We start from the raw sequence: 21,105 nt of genomic DNA, 5'->3' as shown, positions 1-21,105 counted from the left end.
GCCTATCGGCCGTCGGGAGGTGGCTCGTCCAGCAGGATCCGCTCCAGTTCCGCCCGGTCCGGGAGCCGGGCGGGCCGGACGGTCTCCCCGCTGCGCACGTAGAGGAACGTGGCGGTGACGGCGGTGAGGGGCAGATCGTGCAGTTCGGCCCAGGCCAGGCGGTACACCGCGAGCTGAAGGGGGTCGGCGGTGTGGGTGCGGGTGGTCTTCCAGTCGACGATCTCGTAGCCGTCCTCCGTGCGGTAGACGGCGTCGATGCGGCCCCTGACCACCCGGCCCGCGAGTGTGATCTGGAACGGTGTCTCCACCTTGTAGGGCGTTCGGCGGGCGTACGGGGTGCGCTCGAACGCCTCCTTGAGGGCGGCGAGATCCCGCTCGTCGGCGATCTCGGCGTCGTTCTCGTCACCGCCGGGCAGCTCGTCCGGACCGAGCATGGGCAGGGGGAGCTCCTCGAAGCGGGACTCCACCCAGGCATGGAAGCGGGTGCCCCGGCGGGCCGCGGGCTGCGGCGGCCGCGGCATGGGGCGGGCCAGCTCCCGCGCGAAGCCGTCGGGGTCGTCCGCGAGTTTCAGCAACTGGGTGGCGGAGAGCGTGGGAGGTACGGGGATGTCGCGCACGGTGGCACGGGCGCGGCGCAGTTCGCCGGTGAGAGCGTCGAGGTCGCGGTCCCAGGAGGCCAGCACGCGGGCTTCCTCGGAAGTGAGGCGGTGCGACTCGGGGGTATGGCGTCGATGGTGCGCCTCGGGCCCGCGGGGGGTGTGGTGGGCCTCCTCGGCGCGTTCGGGGGCGCGTGCTGCCGGGACGGGGGCGGCGGGGGCCGGGGCGGGAGCCTGCGTGGGGGCCGGGACGGGGGCGGCGGTGCCCGGGGCGGGGGCGGCGGTGCCCGATGCGGGCGGGCGCTCCGTCGACAGGGCGTCCCAGTCGTCGGCCTCGTCGGGGTGGGTCACGTCCGGCTGCACCTCGTGGAGTGCCCCATCTGGATACATCTCGTCTGGATACATCCCGCCCGGATACATCCCCTTCGGATGCATCTCGTGCATCTCGCCCGAATACGCCTCATTCGGACACTTCTCGTCCGGGTTCATCTCGTCGTCGAGGAAGTGGCCGTCGTACGGGCCGTTCCCGTACGGGTCGTCGTGCGGATGATCCGGGACGTCGGCCCGTGTCCCGTACGCGTCCGGGTCGGCCTCCGCCGCGGTCAGGGCGTCCAGATGCGCCAGGACCGTCTTGGCGGCGGCCCTGCGTCGGGTCAGTGCGGTGTCGTCGAGAGGCAGCGGCCATGCGCGGTCGGCCCGCTTCTCCTCCAGCGCGGGATTCTCCTCGTCCTCGGCCGGTTCATCCGCCCATGCCTCGATCTCGCCGTGTCCGGCCGCGCAGTGCTCGTACAGCACGTGCAGGAAGGCGGACGGGCCGCGCGGCTTCTTCTGGGCCGGCCCCCACCAGTGGCCGGAGCCGAGCAGCAGCGAGCGGGGCCTGGTGAAGGTCACGTACCCCAGGCGGAGCTCCTCCGTGTGCTGGTGCTCCTTCATCGCCTCCTTGAACCCCTTGAGCCCCTTGGCGTCCGGGGAGTCGAGGGCGGGGAGCGTGGCCGTGTCCCCGCGCAGGGCGTGCGGCAGGACCTGGGGCTGGGACGTCCACGCGTCACGGGCCTGGGCGCTGGGGAACTGACCGGCGACCAGGCCGGGCACCGCGACGACGTCCCACTCCAGGCCCTTGGACTTGTGGGCGGTGAGGACCTTGACGGTGTTCTCGCCACCGGGCAGAGCGTTGTCCAGGCCCTTCTCGTACTGGACGGCGGTGCGCAGGAAGCCCAGGAAGGCAAGAAGCGTGGCCTCGCCCTCGACGGCGGCGAAGCGGGCGGCCACGTCGAGGAAGTTGGCCAGCGTCTCGCGGCGGCGGGCGGCCAGCGCGTGCGGCGACGCGGAGAGCTCGACCTCCAGGCCAGTGGTGGTGAGGACCCGGTGCAGCACATCCATGAGGGGATCGGCCAAGGAGCGGCGCAAGTCGCGCAGTTCGGCCGCAAGGTGGGCGAAGCGGACGCGGGCCTCGGTGGAGAACGGCAGCCCGTCGTCCGCCTCCCCGCCCGATTCGAGGAAGGTGTCCAGCGCGTCGGCGAGCGAGATCACCTCGGCCGGGTCAGTGCCTTCGACGGCGTCGGCGAGGCGCCGGTCGAGGTCGGGACCGTCCTCGTCGCCGTGTGCCGCGCGGTGCACGAGGAGGCGGGCGCGGCGGCCGAGCAGTGCCAGGTCCCGGGGGCCGATCCGCCAGCGGGGGCCGGTGAGCAGCCGGACCAGGGAGGCGTTGGCCCCCGGGTCCTGGAGGACCTCGCAGACCGCGACGAGGTCGGCGACCTCGGGCAGGTGGAGCAGCCCGGAGAGGCCGACGACCTCGACCGGGACGTCACGCGCCACCAGCGCGGCCTGGATCTCCGGGAAGTCGCCCGCGGTGCGGCACAGGACGGCGATCTCGCCGGGTTCCTTGCCGGTCCTCACGAGATGGGCGATGGAGTCGGCGAGCCAGTCGAGCTCCTCCGCGTGGGTGCGCAGCAGGGCGCAGCGGACGGTGCCGTCGCGCTCGGCACCGGGGGCCGGGCGCAGCGCCTCGACGCCCTCGTGCATGGCGCGCAGGGGTGCGGCGAGGCCATTGGCCAGGTGGAGAAGCCGACCGCCGCTACGGCGGTTCTCGCTGAGGGAGTAGCGAGTGGCGGGGGTTCCGTCGGCGTGCGGGAAGTGGAGCGGGAAGTCGTCGAGGTTGGCGACGGAGGCGCCTCGCCAGCCGTAGATCGCCTGGCAGGGGTCGCCCACGGCGGTGACCGCGTGCCCGGTCGGCGACGTGTCCGCCGTCTGCCCGTGGCCGTACCCCGCCGTCTCCGCCCGCTTGGTCCCCGCCGTCTCGGCCCGCACCGTCCCTGTCGCTTCCGCGTGCGCGGTCCCCGCCGATTGCGCCTGTGCGGTCGCCGACGCCCCGGCCGGCCCACGGCCGAAGAGGGCGGAGAGCAGGAGCCGTTGCGCGACCGAGGTGTCCTGGTACTCGTCGAGCAGCACCACCCTGAACTCGTCGCGCAGGATCGCGCCGACCTCCGGGCGGGTCAGTGCCAGTTCGGCGGAGAGCGCGATCTGATCGCCGAAGTCGAGGAGGTCGCGGCTCCTCTTGGCCTCGCGGTAGCGCCGGGTCAGGTCCAGCAGCTCGCGGCGGGCCCGCGCGGTCTCGGGGATCCGGCGCAGCTCGGCGTTGGTGAGCCGGGCCGTTTCGAGCGTGTGCAGCAGATCGGTGTCGTACTCCGCGAGCTCCCCCGGCCGGACCAGGTGCTCGGCCAGTTCGGCGTCGAGGGCCAGCAGATCGCTGACCAGGGTGGCGAACGACCGGGTCAGGGCCGGATACGGGCCCGGGGCCTCACGCAGTACGCGGGCGGCCAGCTGGTAGCGGGTGGCGTCGGCGAGGAGGCGAGTGGTGGGCTCCAGTCCGATGCGCAGTCCGTGCTCGGTGAGGAGTCGGCCGGCGAACGCGTGATACGTGGAGATGCTCGGCTCGCCGGGCGGGTCGTCCGGATCAATGGCGTCCGGGTCGGTGACCCCGGCGGCGACGAGGGCCTTGCGGACGCGTTCGGCGAGCTCGCCCGCCGCCTTGTTGGTGAAGGTGAGCCCGAGGACCTGCTCGGGGGCGACCTGTCCCGTCCCCACCAGCCACACCACACGCGCGGCCATCACCGTGGTCTTCCCCGACCCGGCTCCGGCGACGATCACCTGCGGGGCGGGCGGCGCGGTGATGCAGGCCGTCTGCTCCGGGGTGAACGGGATCCCGAGGAGTTCCTTCAGCTGCTCGGGATCGGTGATGCGTGGGGACACCCGATCGAGGCTAACCTGCCCCACCGACAACGTGCGGTGCCGAGCCCGGACCGAGCCCCGTCGAGCCATGTCTGTCATTGCCGAGCCATGTCGGCCAGTGCCGGGCGGCGACAACGGCTGCCGGGCAGCGCCGGTCGTTGCCGAGTACTGCCGAGCCCTGCGGTCGTTGCCGAACCCTGCTCGGTCATTCCACGACCTGGCGTCCCTCCGGCTGGGCGCTGCATGAGGCGCGGAAGGCGCAGTGCGCGCAGTGCTGGCCCGTCGTGGGGGTGAACCGTTCGTCCAGGACCCGGCCGGCCGCCGTGGCCAGCAGCTCGGACACCCACTCACCGGAGAGCGGTTCCTGGGCCTGCACCTTGGGCAGGGTGTCGCCGCCCTCCTTCTTCGGGGCGGGCTGACGCAGGTGTACGAGTTCGGCGCCGCCCGGTTCGGGGCGGTGGCCGTCGAAGACGTCGTCGACCGCGCCTTCGCGTACGGCCAGCTGGTACACGGCGAGCTGGGGGTGACGGGCGACCTGGTCCTTGGTGGGCGACTGCTTGCCGGTCTTGAAGTCGACGACGTAGGCCCGGCCCTCGGCGTCCCGCTCGACCCGGTCCATGGAGCCGCGGATGCGCACCCGGTACTCACCCGCCTCCAGCGTCAGGTCGAAGTCGTGCTCGCTCGCGGCATGGGTGCGTCCGGTGCGGTCCATGACGTGCCAGCGCAGAAAGCGTTCGAGGGCGATCCGGGCCTGTTCCTTCTCCTGCCGGGACTTCCAGGGGGCGTCGAAGGCGAGACCGTCCCAGACCGAGTCCAGTCGTTCCATCAGGACGGCCAGGTCCGCGGGGGTACGCCCGGAGGCCACCTCGTCGGCGAGCACGTGAAGGACGTTGCCGAAGCCCTGGGCGGCGGTCGCCGGGGCGTCCGCCTTGACCTCGCGGCCGAGGAACCACTGGAGCGCGCAGGTGTTGGCGAGCTGGTCCAGGGCGCTGCCGGAGAGGGCGACGGGCCGGTCACGGTCGCGGAGCGGGACGACGGAACGGGTCGGTTCGTTCAGGCCCCACCAGCGGTGCGGATGGGCCGCGGGCACCAGCGGCCGGCCTTCGTCGTCGGCGAGCGCGGCGAGCCGGGCGAGGCGGCGGGCGGCTTCTTCGCGCAGGGCCTCGGAGGCGTCCGGGTCGACAGTGGTGGCGCGGAGTTCGGCGACGAGTGCGGCGACGGAGAGCGGGCGGCGCGGGCGGCCGGTGACGTCGCGCGGTTCGACGCCGAGTTCCGTGAGGAAGCGGGACGGCTGGTCGCCGTCGTCGGAGGGCGCCTTGACCGCGGTGACGACGAGGCGTTCGCGGGCGCGGGTCGCGGCGACGTAGAAGAGGCGGCGTTCCTCGGCGAGCAGGGCGCCGGGGGTGAGCGGCTCGGCCAGGCCGTCGCGGCCGATCCGGTCAGCTTCGAGCAGCGAGCCCCGGCGGCGCAGGTCCGGCCAGAGCCCCTCCTGCACGCTCGCGACGACGACCACGCGCCATTGCAGGCCCTTGGACCGGTGTGCGGTCATCAGCCGTACGGCGTCGGGGCGCAGCGCACGCCGGGAGAGGGTGTCGGCGGCGATGTCCTGGGCGTCCACTTCTTCCAGGAAGTTGAGCGCGCCGCGACCGCCGGTGCGTTCCTCGGCACGGGCGGCGGTCTCGAAGAGCGCGCAGACGGCGTCGAGGTCGCGGTCGGCATTGCGTCCGCCCGCTCCCCCGCGCAGCGCGGCGCGTTCCAGGCGCATCGGCCATGGGGTGCCTGCCCACAGCTCCCACAGCGCCTCCTCCGCCGTGCCGCCGCCTTCGAGCAGCTCGCGCGCCTTGCGCAGGAGCGCACCGAGGCGCTGGGCGCCGCGGGCGTACGCCGGGTCATGTGTGACGAGCCGTTCCGGTTCCGCGAGCGCGCGGGCCAGCAGCTCGCCGGAGGGCGGCGGTACCCGGTTCCCGGCGGCCCGCTCCTCGTCGCGCAGGGCCCGCCCGAGGCGACGCAGATCGGCCGCATCCATGGAGCCGAGGGGGGAGGTGAGGAGGAACAGGGCGGTCTCGGTGTCCAGCCAGGACGCCGCCGACGTCTCCGATGCCTCTGTCGCCTCTGGTGCCTCTGTCGTCTCCGATGCCTCTGTCGTCTCCGATGCCTCTGTCGTCCCTGGTGCCTCTGTCGTCTCCGATGCCTCTGTCGTCCCTGGTGGTGTCTCTGCCGGCTCCGGCGCCTGTGGTGCCTCTGCCGTCTCTGCTGTCCCTGGTGTCTCCGACGCCGTCGGCGCCGTACCCGGGGCGGCTGCGCCCGGCGCGCCCCGGCGCAGTGCCGCCGTGGCGACCGCGCGCAGTGCGGTCAGGAGGGGCGCGACCGCGGGTTCATGGCGCAGAGGAAGGTCGTCGCCGTCGACCTCCAGGGGAACTCCGGCCGATGTCAGGGCCCGGCGGAGCGAGGGGATCGTGCGCCCCCCGGCCCGTACGAGCACCGCCATCTCGCTCCACGGAACGCCGTCCTCCAGATGTGCCCGGCGCAGCAGATCGGCAATGTTGTCCAGCTCGGTGGAGGCGGTCGGGTAGGTGTACGCCTCCACCCTGCCGCCCTCGTGGACGGCGGCGAGCTCCCGGTGGGCGCGGACCTGGTCCGCGGGCAGCCGGGGCAGCGGCATCCGGCGGGTGAGCAGCCGGGTGGCCTCCAGCAGCCGGCCGCCGGAACGGCGCGAGGTGGTGAGGACGGCGACCGGGGCCGACGTGCCGTCCGCCCGACGGAAGGTCTCCGGGAAGTCGAGGATGCCGTTCACATCGGCACCCCGGAACGCGTAGATCGACTGGTCGGGGTCGCCGAAGGCGATCAGGTCCCGGCCGCCCCCGGTCCCCCGGCTGTTCCCCCGGTTCCCGGCCAGCGCGTGCAGCAGCCGTACCTGTGACGGGTCCGTGTCCTGGTACTCGTCGACGAACACCGCGTCGTACCGCTCCGACAGCCGTGCCGCCGTCTCGGGGCGCTCGGCGAGCAGCACGGCCCGGTGGACCAGCTCCGCGTAGTCCAGCACCCCCTGGGCGTCGAGCACGTCCAGGTACTCCGCCAGGAACCGTGCCGCCGCGCCCCAGTCCGGCCTGCCGGTGCGGCGGGCGAAGGCGGCCAGGGCGTCCGGGCCCAGGCCCAGCTCACGGCTACGGGCGAGCACCGCCCGTACCTCGTCGGCGAATCCGCGCGTGGTCAGGCAGGCCCGCAGTTCGTCGGGCCAGCGGATGTGCGGGAAGCCGCCCTTCTCCAGGTCGAGCTGGCCGGCCAGCAGTTCACGGACGGTGACGTCCTGCTCCGGACCGGAGAGCAGTCGCGTCGGTTCCGCGAAGAGGTCGGCGTCCTGGTGCGCGCGGACCAGCGCGTAGCAAAAGGAGTGGAACGTGGTGGCCTGCGGGCTGCGGGTGGCCCCCATCCGGACGGCCATCCGGTCGCGCAGTTCCACGGCGGCCTTGCGGCTGAAGGTGAGGACCAGGACTCGGCCGGGGTCGCCGCCGCGTGCCACCCGGGCGGCGACCGCCTCGACGAGCGTGGTCGTCTTGCCGGTGCCTGGACCGGCGAGCACCAGGAGTGGCCCTCCGGGGTGGTCAACCACCGCACGCTGCGCCGCGTCCAGGAGAGGGGGATCCACGGGGCCCGGCACGGTGCGCACCAGTCGGAACGCGCCCGCGGTCCGCTGCCGTGCCTGACGGTGCGGACTGTGTCGGGTGGTGGAGGAGTTCACGTGGATCGCCGGTCCTGGTGGATGTGCGGGTGAGGGCGGATGGGTGCAGGGGTGATGAGGACGCGGTGCGTGCCGCGGACCGACGACGCTACGCCAGTGAGGGCGCGGGGCGGCGTCGGCCCACTGCGTGACTCGTCACGTCACGCACCACGATCGGCGTCGCCGTGCGCTTCCGTATCGCTCTGCGCTTCGGTATCAGGCCGGGCCCCGGTATCACGCCACGCACGCCACGCATCACGACTCGCTTCGTGCCCCGCACCCCGGCGCCGCGCACCGCGTCACACCCCCGGCGTCGCACCCGACGGTCCGCGCCAGGTCGTGCGCCACGACCCACGTCACCCCACGTGTCACCTCGCACATCGCGTACGCCCCGGGCCGCGTCGCGGGCGGGGCGATGTCGTCCGTGGGTCGCCACACCGTGTCGCACATCACGCACGCCGTCGTACGCCGCGCCGACGCCCTCACCGTGTCGCACGTCACGTGCGCGGTCGTACGCCCCGTCGCATTCCGTGTTCCGCCGGTCTCTCAGGGCCTCCGCCCGGGTCCTGCACCGGACGCAGGGCGGACCGTGCTGGCCCGGCGCTGCCCGTTGCGCCCCCGAATGGCCGAAGCTGTCAGATGTGAGCACCTCTGTCCTCGTCCCCGTCCTCGCCGGCATCGCCGATGACGCCGTCCCACCGCGCCCGCTTCATGTCGAGGCGCGGCAGATGGCCCTCCGCGCCGCGCGACGCCTCGCGCAGCGGGGTGTTCTCCTCGCGGTAGTGGTCCAGTGCGCGCAGTTCGTGGCCCGGCAGCAGCGCGCCGTCGGCCCGCACCACACGCCACCACGGCACGGCGCCCCCGTACAGCGCCATGACTCGTCCGACCTGGCGGGGACCGCCGTCGCCCAGCCATTCTGCGATGTCCCCGTACGTCATGACACGGCCGGGCGGGATCAGGTCGGCGACATCGAGTACCCGTTCCGCGTACTGCGGGATCCGGTCCGCGTGCTCTGGCACCCGGTCGGCGTGCTCTGGCCCGTCGGCGTGCTCGGGGACCGCGTCGGCCTCCGGAACACGGCTCGTCCCGGCGCCGCCCCGGCCCTCACCACGCGCTTCCCCGGCACCCGGTCCGTCGCCACGCGATTGCCCGGTTCCCGTTCTCTCCCTGCCCGTTCCCTCGGCACCTGTCCGGTGTTGGCTCATCCGAGCCATCCTGCCGTACGCCACCGACAGCCCACTCGGACCGGTGTGCGCCCGCTCACACAGCGTGCGTGCGAGGGCAAAGGGGCGTATGTTGCGCTTCGCGTGTCCGCGCGGTGCACCCTGATGCCCTTCTCTGTCGCCGGGCCGTGCCACCATCGTGCGGGCGGTGACCGGTGATACGAGACCACGAAGAACACTCAGAGGCGATGAAGGAGCAGGGCGTGCAGCCACCGAAGGCGGCGGACGCCCCCGACGCCGAACCGCACCCGGAGGCACCGTCGCACGCACCGGAAGCGTCGCAGACACCGGAATCACCGCAAACACCCGAAGGACCGGAAACACCCGAAGCACGGGAAGCGCCAGGCAGGAACGCCGAGGCGCCCGGGCGCCTGGCCGGTTCGACGCTCTCGACCGTCGCGGCGGAACAGGCCGAACGCGTCTCGGGGGACGAACCGCTGCTCCCCGCCCGGGTGCACCGCCCCTCCGACCTCATGCGGCTGCTCATCGGTGTGTTGGCGATCAGCGTCCTGTTCGCGATCGCCGCGTTCGCCCACGGCACCACCGCCGGGCTCGAAGAGGACATCACGAAGGGCACCGGCCAGGCGCCCGACGCCCTGATCAAGCTCGCCGGGCTCGTCTCCAGCATCGCCGTACTCCTCGTTCCGGTCGTCTTCGCCATCGAGCGGCTGATCAAGCGCGACGGGCTGCGGATCGCGGACGGGGTGCTCGCCGCCGTACTGGCGCACGGCGTCACGCTGGCCGCCGACCTCTGGGTGGCCGAATCCGCCCCCGGCACCATCAAGGACGCCCTGACGACCCAGCCCCAACCCGGGGACGCGCTCACCGACCCCGTGCACGGCTATCTCGCCCCCGTGATCGCGTACATGACGGCCGTCGGGATGGCGAGACGGCCGCGCTGGCGCGTCGTGCTGTGGGTGGTGCTGCTGCTCGACGCGTTCGCCATGCTGGTGGGCGGCTTCACCACCCCGTTCTCGATCGTCCTCACCGTGCTGATCGGCTGGACCGTGGCGTACGGCACTCTGTACGCGGTCGGCTCGCCCAACGTACGGCCGACCGGTCAGCACCTGATGGCCGGTCTGCGCCGGGTCGGCTTCCACCCCGTCACCGCGATGCGCGCCGACGACACCCCCGACTCCGGCGACCAGAACGACCGGGGACGCCGTTATCTGGTCACGCTGGAGGACGGGCCGCCGCTCGACGTGACGGTCGTCGACCGCGAGCAGCAGGCCCAGGGCTTCTACTACCGGGTGTGGCGCAGACTCACGCTGCGCGGCATCACCCAGAGCCGGTCGTTCCAGTCGCTGCGTCAGGCGCTGGAACAGGAGGCGCTGCTCGCGTACGCGGCGATCGCCGCCGGGGCCAACGCGCCCAAGCTGATCGCCACCTCCGAGCTCGGGCCCGACGCCGTGATGCTGGTCTACGAGCACATCGGCGGCCGTTCCCTGGACGCGCTGGAGGATTCGGAGATCACCGACGAGGTGCTGCGGGGCGCCTGGCGCCAGGTGAAGGCTCTCCAGTCGCGCCGCATCGCGCACCGCAGGCTCACCGGCGACGCCATCCTGGTGGATCGTTCCGGTGCGGTCTTCGTCACCGATCTGCGCGGGGGTGAGGTCGCGGCCGGTGACCTGGTCCTGCGCATGGACGTCGCCCAGCTGCTGACCACCACGGGGCTGCGGGTGGGCGCCGAGCGGGCCGTCGCCGGTGCGCTGGAGGTGCTGGGGCCCGACGTGGTGGCGGACTGCCTGCCGCTGCTCCAGCCGATCGCGCTGAGCCGCTCCACCCGGGCCACGCTGCGGCGGCTCGCCCGGGAACGTTCGCAGCGCGAGCGCGAGGCGGTGCTGGAGGCGTCGAACGCGGCCAAGCGCGCCAGGGCCCTGGAGCAGGCCACGCGCGAGGAGCACGCCGGCGCGGCCCCCGGCCACGAGGACGAACGGGCGGCCGAGCGGAGGACCGACACCAGGGCCGGGCGCAAGGCCGAGCGCAAGTCGCTGCGCGTGCAGAAACAGGCCGAGAAGCGGGCCGTGGACGAGGCACTGGAGGGAGCGCGCGAGGAGGATCTGCTCTCCCAGATGCGTCGGCAGGTGCTGCGCATCCGGCCGCAGGCGCCGGTCGAACCGGTCCGCCTGGAACGCATCAAGGCGCGGACCCTGGTCAGCTGCATCGCCGGTGCGATCGCCGCGTACTTCCTCATTTCGCAGGTCACGCAGGCCGACTTCGGCGCGGTCGTCGAGCAGGCGGAGTGGGGCTGGGTGGCGGCCGCGGTCGGCTTCTCGGCGCTGAGCTACGTCGCGGCGGCGATGAGCCTGCTGGGCTTCGTGCCGGAGCGGGTGCCGTTCAGGAGGACCGTGCTGGCGCAGGTCGCCGGGTCCTTCGTGAAGCTCGTCGCCCCGGCCGCGGTCGGCGGTGTGGCATTGAACACGCGGTTCCTGCAACGGGCCGGGGTCCGTCCCGGGCTCGCGGTGGCGAGTGTCGGTGCCTCGCAGCTCTTCGGTCTCGGCTGCCACATCCTGCTGCTCGCGGCGTTCGGGTATCTGACGGGTACGGAGAGGACGCCGTCCTCGCTCACGCCGTCCAGGACCGTGATCGCCGGGCTGCTGACGGTCGCCGTGCTGGTGCTGGTGGTGACGGCGGTTCCGTTCCTGCGGAAGTTCGTCGTGACGCGGGTGCGGTCGCTGTTCGCAGGGGTCGTGCCGCGCATGCTCGACGTGGTGCAGCGGCCGCAGAAGCTGCTGACGGGCATCGGCGGGATGCTGCTGCTGACCGGGACGTTCGTGATGTGCCTGGACGCGTCGATCCGGGCTTTCAGCGGTCCGGACGTGCCGACGCTCAGCTACGCGAGCATCGCGGTGGTCTTCCTGGCCGGCAACGCGCTGGGGTCGGCGGCGCCCACCCCGGGCGGCATGGGCGCGGTCGAGGGCGCGCTGACGCTGGGGCTGATCGCGGTCGGCCTGCCGAAGGAGGTCGCGGCACCGGCGGTGCTGCTGTACCGGCTGCTGACCCTGTGGCTGCCGGTGCTCCCCGGCTGGCTCTGCTTCAACCACCTGACACGCAAGGGCGCGCTCTGACGGTCTGCCCGGCCCCGCCTCCCGGCGCTCCCACTCCGGGCCCGCCCCGGGTCCTCACCCTCGGTTGCTCACGGAGCCCAGGGAGCCCGGCGAGCCTGGTGAGCCCAGGGAGGCATGGGAGCCACCCGCTTGGACCGGTGCCCCGTGCACGGGTCCCGCCCCCGCCGCACGATGGGCAGCATGAGGACCTCCCCCGCCCTGCGTGCCGCCGCCGTCGCCGCCACCGCCGCCGTGCTCCTGCCCCTCGCGCTCTCCGCCTGCTCGGACAGCGGCGACGACAGCGGCCCTGACGGGCCGCGGAACAGTTCCCCGCGCGCGGCGAACGCCGCCGAGGCGAGCAGCGGCCCCGGCGGACTCGGGTCCCAGAAGCTGACGTGGAAGCCCTGCCCCGCGCCGTCCGCGGCACAGGGCGGCGGGAGGGCCCCGGCCCCACTGCCCGACGGCACCCGCTGGGAATGCGCCTCCATGAAGGCCCCGCTCGACTACGCGAAGCCCGACGGCGCGACGATCGACCTGGCGCTCATCCGGGCCAGGACCAAGGCCGAGGACCCGGACCGGCGCATCGGCTCACTCGTCTTCAACTTCGGCGGCCCCGGCGCCTCCGGCGTCGCCATCCTGCCCGCCTTCGGCACCGCCTACGACAAGCTCCGCGCCCGCTACGACCTCGTCAGCTTCGACCCGCGCGGGGTCGGCCGCAGCGCCGGCGTGGCGTGCGAGACCGACCGGCAGCTCGACGCGCGCTACGCGACCGACGGCACCCCGGACACCAGCGCCGAGGTCAACGCCTTGGTCAAGGACACCAAGACGTTCGCCGCGGCCTGCCACAAGCACTCCGGCAGGGAACTCCCCTACCTCGGCACCACCGACGCCGCCCACGACATGGATCTGATGCGCCAGGTGCTCGGCGACACGAAGCTCCACTACTTCGGCATCTCCTACGGCACCGAACTGGGCGGCGTCTACGCCCACCTGTTCCCGAAGAACGTCGGCAGGGCGGTGCTGGACGCGGTGGTCGACCCGACCCAGGACTCCGAGCAGTCCTCGCTCGGCCAGGCCAAGGGGTTCCAGCTCGCACTGGACAACTTCACCAAGGACTGCGCGGCCCGCGGGGATGCCTGCAGGCTGCCCGGTTCCAACGCGAAGGAGGTCGAGCAGGGGATCGGGGACCTGCTCGACCGGCTGGAGAAGAAGCCCGTCCCCGGCCTCGGCTCCCGACAGCTCACCCAGACCCTGGCCACCACGGGCATCGCGGCGTCCCTCTACTCCAGGGCCACCTGGCCCCTGCTGGAGCAGGGCGTGGACGAGGCCGACGGCGGGAACGGCGGGCTGCTCCTCGCTCTCGCCGACTCGCTGAACGGTCGCTCGCAGGACGGCCGTTACGACAACTCGATGTCCGCCAACACCGCCATCAGTTGCGCCGACTCCAAGCAGCGGTTCACCGTCGACCAGGTGAAGTCGAGGCTCCCGTCCTTCCATGCCGCGTCGCCGATCTTCGGCGACTACCTGGGCTGGGGCCTGATGAGTTGCACCGGCTGGCCGGTGGCGGGCGCCTGGAAGACCCCGGACGTCAGCGCCCCGGGTGCGCCCCCCATCCTCGTCATCGGCAACACCGGCGACCCGGCCACGCCGTACCAGGGCTCGAAGGCGATGGCCGACGCGCTGGGCGAGGGCGTCGGCGTGCAGATGACGTACGAGGGCCAGGGGCACGGCGCGTACAACAGCAACAACGCCTGCGTGCAGAAGGCCGTCGGCGACTACCTGATGGACGGCAAGGTGCCCGCCGCCGGGACCGTCTGCACGTAACCGATCTCCGTCCTCCGACCTCCGATCGCCGGCTGCGGACCACCGACCGCCGTCCGCGAGCGGTCGCCGCCCCCGAGCGGCCTGTCGGCCCCCTCCCGTACGGTGTACGTGCCGAAGGTGCGCCCCGAACCGACGGAGCACGCACGGGAAGCGGCACACGGGGGAGGACACACATGGTCGGACACGTACGGGCCGGGGCGCTGGCCGGGGCCGCGCTGCTGCTGACGGGGCTGCTCGCGGGATGCGGCACCGGCGACGACGGCAAACAGGCCGAGGGGACGGATCGCGGCTCCGCGTCCACGCCGTCCCACGAGGGCGCGCGGAGCCCCAGGGGTTCGGGATGAGCGCCACGTGCGCGGACGAGCGCCGGGGTACGGGGTGAGCGCCGGGCGCGAGGAGAACACCGGATACGCGGAAGGGGCCGATCCGCGGCATGCGGACGGCCCCTCCGGAGCGTTCGTGCTCGGTGCTTCGTGCTCAGTACACCGGCTTCTCGGGCTCGATCTGGTTGACCCAGCCGATCACGCCGCCGCCCACGTGCACCGCGTCGGCGAAGCCCGCCGACTTGAGGACCGCGAGGACCTCGGCGCTGCGGACGCCCGTCTTGCAGTGCAGGACGATGCGCTTGTCCTGCGGGAGGTCCTGGAGGGCGTTGCCCATCAGGAACTCGTTCTTCGGGATCAGCCGGGCGCCCGGGATCGAGACGATCTCGAACTCGTTGGGCTCGCGGACGTCGATGATCTCGATCTTCTCGTCCGCGTCGATCCACTCCTTGAGCTGCTTGGGAGTGATCGTGGAACCGGCCGCCGCCTCCTGTGCCTCCTGCGACACGGCGCCGCAGAACGCCTCGTAGTCGATGAGCTCGGTGACGGTGGGGTTCTTGCCGCAGACCGCGCAGTCGGGGTCCTTGCGGACCTTGACCTGGCGGTACTGCATCTCCAGGGCGTCGTAGATCATCAGCCGACCGACGAGCGGGTCGCCGACACCGGCGAGCAGCTTGATGGCCTCCGTGACCTGGATGGAGCCGACCGAGGCGCAGAGAACGCCGAGCACACCGCCCTCGGCGCAGGAGGGGACCATGCCCGGCGGGGGCGGCTCCGGGTAGAGGCAGCGATAGCAGGGGCCGTGCTCGGACCAGAACACCGACGCCTGGCCGTCGAACCGGTAGATCGAGCCCCAGATGTACGGCTTGTTCAGCAGCACCGCCGCGTCGTTGACCAGATAGCGGGTGGCGAAGTTGTCCGTGCCGTCCACGATCAGGTCGTACTGGGCGAAGATGTCCAGCACGTTGTCGGCTTCGAGCCGCTCCTCGTGCAGGACCACGTTCACGTACGGGTTGATGCCCAGGACCGAGTCCCTGGCGGACTCGGCCTTGGGGCGGCCGATGTCGGACTGACTGTGGATGATCTGGCGCTGCAGGTTCGACTCGTCGACCTCGTCGAACTCCACGACGCCGAGCGTGCCGACACCGGCGGCGGCCAGGTACATCAGGGCCGGGGAGCCGAGACCGCCGGCCCCGACGCACAGCACCTTCGCGTTCTTCAGCCGCTTCTGCCCGTCCATCCCGACATCCGGGATGATCAGGTGGCGGGAGTACCTGCGGACCTCGTCGACGGTGAGCTCAGCAGCTGGCTCGACCAGGGGTGGCAGCGACACAGGGACCTCAACTATGCAGGTGGTCGGTTTCTACGTACTTCGTCTGCGTACGGTTGTTCTCTCGGTAACACTGCCACGCCCTTTCTCATTCCGAGATACCCGGTCCGATGCGCGAGACGATTTCGTCCCAGTAACTGGGCAGTGCCGCAAACGGGTCACTGCGCCCGTGGTGACCGTCTCGGTCCGTGAAAAAGATGGTGCCCGCGCCCTGCCAGCGCGCGATGCGCATGGCCTCGTCGAGGTGGGTGCGCGGAACACCGTGGACGAAGTGCGCGAACCGCTCGGGCGGGTAGTCGGCGGTCCACTCCGCCACCTGGGACCAGCGGTAGTCCCTCCACGGCCCTGAGAAGGTCACCAACTGGTCGGCGGCCTCGGCATAGCCGGGGTGCGGATGCGTGCCCACGCCCAGCACCAGCGGCCCGACTCCTCGGCCGTGCCCGCCGCGCCCGGTCCCCTCGCCGTGCCCCCCGCTCCCCGTGCCCTCGCCGTGCCCTTCGCTTCCCGTCCCGTCGCGGTGCCCGCTGTGCGCGCCGTGTTCGAGGAGGGTGGCGAGGGTGCTGGTGAGGCGGCGGACCGCCGGGAGTTCGGCCCGTTCGGACGGGCACCGGCCGAGGTAGAAGCCGTCGACGCGGTACCAGCTCAGGAAGGACTGCGCGTCGGCCATCAGGTCCCCGAAGGGACGGCTGCCGAAGGCCAGGTCGAGGTGGCCGAGCAGCCGACCGCCCGCCGCCCGTACGGAGTCGTGCGGGGCGTCGCCGTGCAGCGCGCGCTCCCGCGCGTTGCGCAGACGGCCCGCGGCCTCCAGGCAGTGCGGGTCGGGGCGGGCGCCGGGGCCGTCGTCGATGTTGAGGACGGCCCAGTGCAGCGGGGTGCCTGGGCGGGTGAGTTCGGCCCACTCCGTGGGGGCGAGCAGCGGGTGCGCGTACCCGGGTACGCCGAAGCCGAGCGGTGTGGCACCACCGGCCTTGCGGATGGTGCCGACGGAGGTCAGATGCGGCACGCGGCCTCCATCCAGATGTCGGCGAGGGACTCCTCCAGATTGATCCGGGGGCGCCAGCCGAGCCGGTCCCTGGCGGTACGAACATCGGCCTGCTGCCAGGCGCCGCAGCCGTCCGGGTAGGGGGACGGAGTCGCCGAGAGGTGCTCGATGAGCGACTCGCTGGAGGAGCGCGGGGCGCCGATGGGCAGCCGGGGCGGGGGCGCGTCGAGTTCGTGGAGTGCGCCCGCGTATCCGGCGACCCTGGCCAGGACGGCGGCTGCGTCCCGCAGGCGCACGGCACGGCCGGTACCGATGTTGACGACCCCCTGCGCGGCGGAGAGCGAGGCGGCGTGCACGGCGCGCGCGACATCGCGTACATCGACGAAGTCGCGCTGCACGCCGAGGCCGCTGAGCTTCAGTTCACCGTCGCCGGACTGCATCGCCCGGCGCATCGCCTCGGCGAGCCTGCCGAGCGGGGAACCGGCCGGGGTACCGGGGCCCACCGGCGAGAAGACCCGCAGCACGACCGCATCGAGGCCGGAACCGAGGACGAGTTCGGTGGCGGCGAGCTTGCTGACGCCGTACGGGCCGCCGGGGCGCGGGAGCGCATCCTCCGCGGTCGACGAGCCGGGCTGCGAGGGTCCGTACTCCGAGGCGCAGCCGAGCTGGACGAGCCGGGCCGTGCAGCCGCTGCGCCGCATCGCCTCGCAGACGGTGGCGACGGCGACGGTGTTGTGCCGGGTCAGGTCGCGGGCTCCGCCACGGGTGGCGCCCGCGCAGTTGACGACGACTCCGGGGTGGACGGCGTCCAGGAAGCGGGTCAGCGCGCCGGGACTGCCGGTGGCGAGGTCGAACCGCACATCGGCGTCGTCGCCGCGGCCGAGCGCCGTGAGGTGAACGGCGGGGTCGGCGAGCAGCCGGTCGGCGACGAACCGGCCGAGGAATCCGTTGGCTCCGAGCAGCAGCACCCTCATCGTGCGCCCCCTCGGTGCCGACGGCCGGCTGCCGGTGTGGGGGTTTGGGGGGTCATGTCCGGTGTCTCCTTCAAGAAGTGGAACGGGTGGAGGCGCGAGACCCGCGGCGTCGGCTCCGCGGGGCATGCGCGTGGTGCGATGGTTCGCACGTGGGGGGTGGTTCGTGACCCGGCGCCGCGTGAGGCGGGCCGGGAGCTTCGGTTACGCGATGGGCCGGGCCGCGCCGCCCGGCCGGTCGGTGACATGAGCCAGTACATCCGCCCCGTCCGTGGTGTCCGGCCGATCCGTGGCATGGACGGCACGGACCGGCCGGTCGGTGGCGTGGGCGGAGGCTCGGGGGAGGACGACTGCTGCGGTGGTCAGCAGCGCGAGCGCGGCCGCACCACAGGCGAGGGCGGGTACGGCTCCGGTGCCGGCCGCGGCGACCAGGATGTCGACGGGGCGAGCGAGGACGTGCAGACCGGGCAGCCGCCCGGCCATGACCAGGGCGGGCGCCAGGACCTCGACGGCGCAGGCGGCGGCCAGGGCGGCCGTGGCGGGTTCGGGGTGGCCGTGCACGGTCAGCAGCCGGGCCAGGAGGAGCAGCGCCCCGAGCGCGGCCGCCCCGACGAACGCGCCGCCGCCGAACAGCAGGTACGCGAGGCGGAGCAGTGCCGCGAGAGCGCAGAGCTGGAGTGCGACGACGACGAACAGCAGGGGGCGCACGCCCGCGGAGAACTGCCTCCGCGTCCGGCTGACGACGAGTACGCGGTGCGCGCGTACGGAGAAGAGGTGCGCACACCAGGCGGCCGGGGCGACGGAGAGGGCCAGCCCCGCCAGGGGCACGGGGGTGAGCGTCCACGGGCCTTCGGGACCACCGCTGAGCACCTGGTGGAGCAGGGCGTCACCGAACAGGACGTGACCGAGCAGCCAGCAGCCGTAGACACGGGCGGCGGCCGTCGACCCGCCCGCCACGCGCAGGGGGCCGTCACGCAGGGCGAGAGCGAGGCCGATGGCCGCGAGGAGTGTTCCGGCGAGGCCGATCGCAAGCCGTGCCCGGTCGTCGAGCGCCCCCTCGGTCAGCTCCAGCGCACCGAGGGCGGCCACGCAGGCGGCGCCCGGGACGAGTGCGCGGAGTGTCCAGGCGGCGCGCCTCGCGGTGTCGCGCTCCGGCGCGCGATGCGCGGTCATGGGCTCCTGCGCCACGGCGGGCACCCGGGCGAAGAGCTCCTCGGCGAGCGAGAAGACGTCACGGTGCCGGTAGCGGGCGGCGACGCGATCGGTCACGCCATGGGTTTCGAGCGCGGCGGCGATCTCCAAAGGGTCCACGGCCCTTTGGCACAGGGCGCGATGGCGGTGCATCAGCGCCTTCACGGGGTCGGCAGGGCCCGTGTGCGCGCGGATGCGCGGGCGCGCCTGGGTGGGGTGGGCGATCTCGGGGGCGCGAGGCGTGTCGGCCCCGGCTCCCGCGGCGTGTCGGCCGGTCGTCCGTGACGCGGTGGCGGCGACGTGTGACGGGGCGACGCCGCCCCGCACGGACCCTGGCAGGGGTTCGGCGGCCGACACCGGCGAGCGGAGGTCCCGGCCTTGGCCGGTGGCGGACCCCACGGTGGGGCCAGTGGCGGACCCGATGGCGGATGTGACGGGTGCGCCGGACACCTCGTTCGGGTCGATCGGGCGGCTCATCGTCTCTCCTCCGTGATCGTCCCCCACTGCTTCCTCCCGTACCTGCCCGCCGCCGCGGTCCAGCCGGTCCGTTGCTCGTTCACGCATCGCCGTCCCCCGCCCCCCGTGCTCCCGCGCAGACGGCCGGAGGCCCGAGGACCCAGCCGGGCGTACGGTCGGCGGGCTCCACGTGGAGGGCCCCCGAAGCCGTCCACGGACCCAGGACATGTGCCTCGGGCGGGGTGGCGAACGGGCGCGGCCGGCCGTCGGCGGCCACCGTCTCGTCCTCCCTGCGCACCGGAACGCGCGAGATCAGCTCCAGGTAGATGCCCCGAAACGCCGCGTGATTCTGTTCGGCGGTGAAGAGTTCGAGCGCTCGCGCGCGCGCCGCCGCGCCCAGCCGTGCGCGGCGCTCGGGGTCGCGCAGCAGCGCGAGGCAGGCATCGGCGAGCGCCTTGGGGTTGCGCGGAGGCACGACCAGCCCCGTACCGCCGATGACCTCGACCACAGCGCCGACGTCCGTCGACACCGTGGCCCGTGCACAGAACATCGCCTCGACGAGGGTGTCGGGGAAGTGCTCGACGGCGCTGGACAGGACGACGACCCCGCCCGCCGCGTAGGCGTCCACGAGGTCCGGCACCTCGGCCCCGCCCAGCTGATCGAAGGAGACCGGGCCGAGGTCGCAGGAGACCGGAGCGTGCTCGAAGGAGACCGGGCCGTCGTCATCGAAGGAGACCGGGCCGTCGTCGACGGGGCGCGCGTCCACGACTTCGCCGGGGAACAGCTGAGCGGCCAGCGCCCGGCAGTGTTCCAGATGGTCGGCGCTCTCCTCTCCCCGCAACGCCGTGACGATGATTCGCAACCGGGCGGCCGGCTCGGCCTTCCGTACCTCCGCGAAGGCGTGCAGCAACGTGATCAGGTCCTTGGCGGGCTCGACACGGCCGACCCAGACGAGCGTGTCGTCCGGACCACTGTCACCGCTCTCCCCCAGCGCCGTGAACCGGGCGGGGTCGAGACCGGTGTGGACGGTGCGCAGCTTCTCGGGTCCAGCGCCGCATCGCTCCTGCCAGCGGCGGGTGCGGGTGTCGCCGGGGGTGATGAGTGCGGCCTGCCGGTACACCTCGGCGGCGAGCCGTCGGTGGAAGCCCGCGAGCACGGCGCGCACCGGCGCGCTCAGGGGCGTTCGGGCCATGGCGAGGTAGTGCTCCCGCAGCGGCACATGGTGCTCGGTGACCAGCAGAGGCACTCCGAAGAAGTGCTTGGCCAGTAGTCCCGGGAGCGCTGTGACCCCACCGGAGGCGGCGTGGCAGAGGTCGACCGCGCCGAGGCCCCGGTCGTCGTACCAGTCGAGCGAGAGGGGGCGCAGCAGTTCCTCGATCTCGCGGGCGAGGTCGAGGAGGTCGGCGATGGTCGCGGTGCGTGCGATGCCTCCGCCGCCCGGGGCACGGCAGGCGGTTTCGAGTACGCGCAGGGCTGTTTCGGAGCGGAGGGCCGTCGGCAGACCGCCGTGTTCGCGGGCCAGTTCGGCGAGTCCGTACAGCCCTTCGGCGAACCCGCCGTCCGTGGCACCGGTGTACTCGTACGCGCACTCGTTCGCGCCCGCTCCCGCGCTCGCGCCCCTGGGACCCACCGGTCCGTCCGAGGCTCCCGCCACGCTGCGCGGCGCGCGCGGCTCGCCGTCCAGCGCGCGCGCCGCGCAGATCGAGGTGGCGAGAGCCGTGAGGTACGCCGTGAAGCGCCGCCGTTCGTGCCGCCCGTACGCGCGGGCGCGCCGACCCGTCGTCATCCGGGCGAGCAGCGTGCCGGGGGTGCGGCTGCCCAGGGCGTCCTCGTCGGACGTCCAGAGCGGGGCCGTCCGTACCGGGCGGACATGCGCCGGGAGCGGGTCCCGGCCCCGTTCCTCCTGATCGGCCGAGCGGCTGAGCACGTAGAGAGCGAACTCGTGCGGAGCGAGCCCGCGCACCAGGCGGTCGCGCCAGAGTCCGGACTCACCGACCGCGTACGGACAACCACCGTCGGTGAGGAATCCGATCCGCATGAGCGCACCCCCGATCTCCCTTGTGGACGGCCTCCGTCGGCACGTCGACTCACAGCGGCACGACCGTAAGCGGATACGCCGGTGGGGGGGGGGGGGGGGGGGGGGGGGGGGGGGGGGGGGGGGGGGGGGGGGGGGGGGGGGGGGGGGGGGGGGGGGGGGGGGGGGGGGGGGCGGGGGG

11 protein-coding genes are annotated in these 21,105 nt (G+C 73.2%); 3 read left to right on the top strand and 8 right to left on the bottom strand.

Translation table 11 applies throughout. The features are described from left to right. Nucleotides 1-2 precede the first annotated feature (2 nt). From ACGF2V_RS26485 to ACGF2V_RS26475, 3 genes are all read right to left on the bottom strand, one after another. Entirely contained in the window at nt 3-3,845 is a 3,843-nt protein-coding gene (locus ACGF2V_RS26485) for an ATP-dependent DNA helicase (RefSeq protein ID WP_362709000.1), read from the bottom strand. 184 nt (nt 3,846-4,029) lie between these two features. Further along, nucleotides 4,030-7,563 (bottom strand): ATP-dependent DNA helicase, encoded by a 3,534-nt coding sequence (locus tag ACGF2V_RS26480; RefSeq protein ID WP_362709003.1) that lies wholly within the window; start codon nt 7,561-7,563, stop codon nt 4,030-4,032. Between the two features lie 614 nt (nt 7,564-8,177). Next, complete coding sequence (locus tag ACGF2V_RS26475; RefSeq protein ID WP_362629380.1) at nt 8,178-8,561, bottom strand: MGMT family protein; 384 nt, start codon at nt 8,559-8,561, stop codon at nt 8,178-8,180. 407 nt (nt 8,562-8,968) lie between these two features. Here ACGF2V_RS26475 and ACGF2V_RS26470 point away from each other — a divergent pair, with 407 nt between their 5' ends. From ACGF2V_RS26470 to ACGF2V_RS26460, 3 genes are all read left to right on the top strand, one after another. Further along, a complete protein-coding gene (locus ACGF2V_RS26470) occupies nt 8,969-11,833 on the top strand; it encodes a lysylphosphatidylglycerol synthase domain-containing protein (RefSeq protein WP_362629377.1) in 2,865 nt (954 codons plus the stop codon). A 180-nt stretch (nt 11,834-12,013) separates the two neighbouring features. Continuing rightward, entirely contained in the window at nt 12,014-13,636 is a 1,623-nt protein-coding gene (locus tag ACGF2V_RS26465) for an alpha/beta hydrolase (protein ID WP_362629374.1), read from the top strand. A 173-nt stretch (nt 13,637-13,809) separates the two neighbouring features. Continuing rightward, nucleotides 13,810-13,980, top strand: coding sequence for a hypothetical protein (locus ACGF2V_RS26460; RefSeq protein ID WP_362709005.1), 171 nt, complete (start codon nt 13,810-13,812; stop codon nt 13,978-13,980). Between the two features lie 133 nt (nt 13,981-14,113). Here the strand turns inward: ACGF2V_RS26460 and moeZ are convergent, their stop codons facing one another. The 5 genes from moeZ to ACGF2V_RS26435 form a co-directional block, all read right to left on the bottom strand. Then, nucleotides 14,114-15,292, bottom strand: a complete 1,179-nt coding sequence (gene moeZ / locus ACGF2V_RS26455) for an adenylyltransferase/sulfurtransferase MoeZ (RefSeq protein WP_362709007.1) — start codon at nt 15,290-15,292, stop codon at nt 14,114-14,116. A gap of 85 nt (nt 15,293-15,377) precedes the next feature. After that, a complete protein-coding gene (locus ACGF2V_RS26450; RefSeq protein ID WP_362629364.1) occupies nt 15,378-16,292 on the bottom strand; it encodes a spherulation-specific family 4 protein in 915 nt (304 codons plus the stop codon). After that, nucleotides 16,280-17,245, bottom strand: a complete 966-nt coding sequence (locus ACGF2V_RS26445; RefSeq protein ID WP_362709009.1) for an NAD-dependent epimerase/dehydratase family protein — start codon at nt 17,243-17,245, stop codon at nt 16,280-16,282. Before ACGF2V_RS26445 ends, ACGF2V_RS26450 begins: the two co-directional genes overlap by 13 nt. Nucleotides 17,246-17,446: 201 nt before the next feature. Next, entirely contained in the window at nt 17,447-18,910 is a 1,464-nt protein-coding gene (locus tag ACGF2V_RS26440; RefSeq protein ID WP_362629354.1) for a hypothetical protein, read from the bottom strand. A 79-nt stretch (nt 18,911-18,989) separates the two neighbouring features. Further along, nucleotides 18,990-20,927, bottom strand: a complete 1,938-nt coding sequence (locus ACGF2V_RS26435) for a DUF3492 domain-containing protein (protein ID WP_362629351.1) — start codon at nt 20,925-20,927, stop codon at nt 18,990-18,992. Nucleotides 20,928-21,105 lie beyond the last annotated feature (178 nt).

It is taken from the genome of Streptomyces sp. NPDC047982 (genome assembly GCF_043204165.1).
Taxonomy (GTDB): Bacteria; Actinomycetota; Actinomycetes; order Streptomycetales; family Streptomycetaceae; genus Streptomyces.
Note: the sequence above shows the minus strand (reverse complement) of the source record. Positions and strands in the feature narration are given on the sequence as shown.

Coding starts and splice junctions, on each gene's coding strand:
- ACGF2V_RS26465 (WP_362629374.1), top strand. CDS start 12,014: ATGAGGACCTCCCCCGCCCTGCGTGCCGCCGCCGTCGCCGCCACCGCC.
- ACGF2V_RS26460 (WP_362709005.1), top strand. CDS start 13,810: ATGGTCGGACACGTACGGGCCGGGGCGCTGGCCGGGGCCGCGCTGCTG.
- ACGF2V_RS26445 (WP_362709009.1), bottom strand. CDS start 17,245: ATGAGGGTGCTGCTGCTCGGAGCCAACGGATTCCTCGGCCGGTTCGTC.
- ACGF2V_RS26440 (WP_362629354.1), bottom strand. CDS start 18,910: ATGAGCCGCCCGATCGACCCGAACGAGGTGTCCGGCGCACCCGTCACA.
- ACGF2V_RS26435 (WP_362629351.1), bottom strand. CDS start 20,927: ATGCGGATCGGATTCCTCACCGACGGTGGTTGTCCGTACGCGGTCGGT.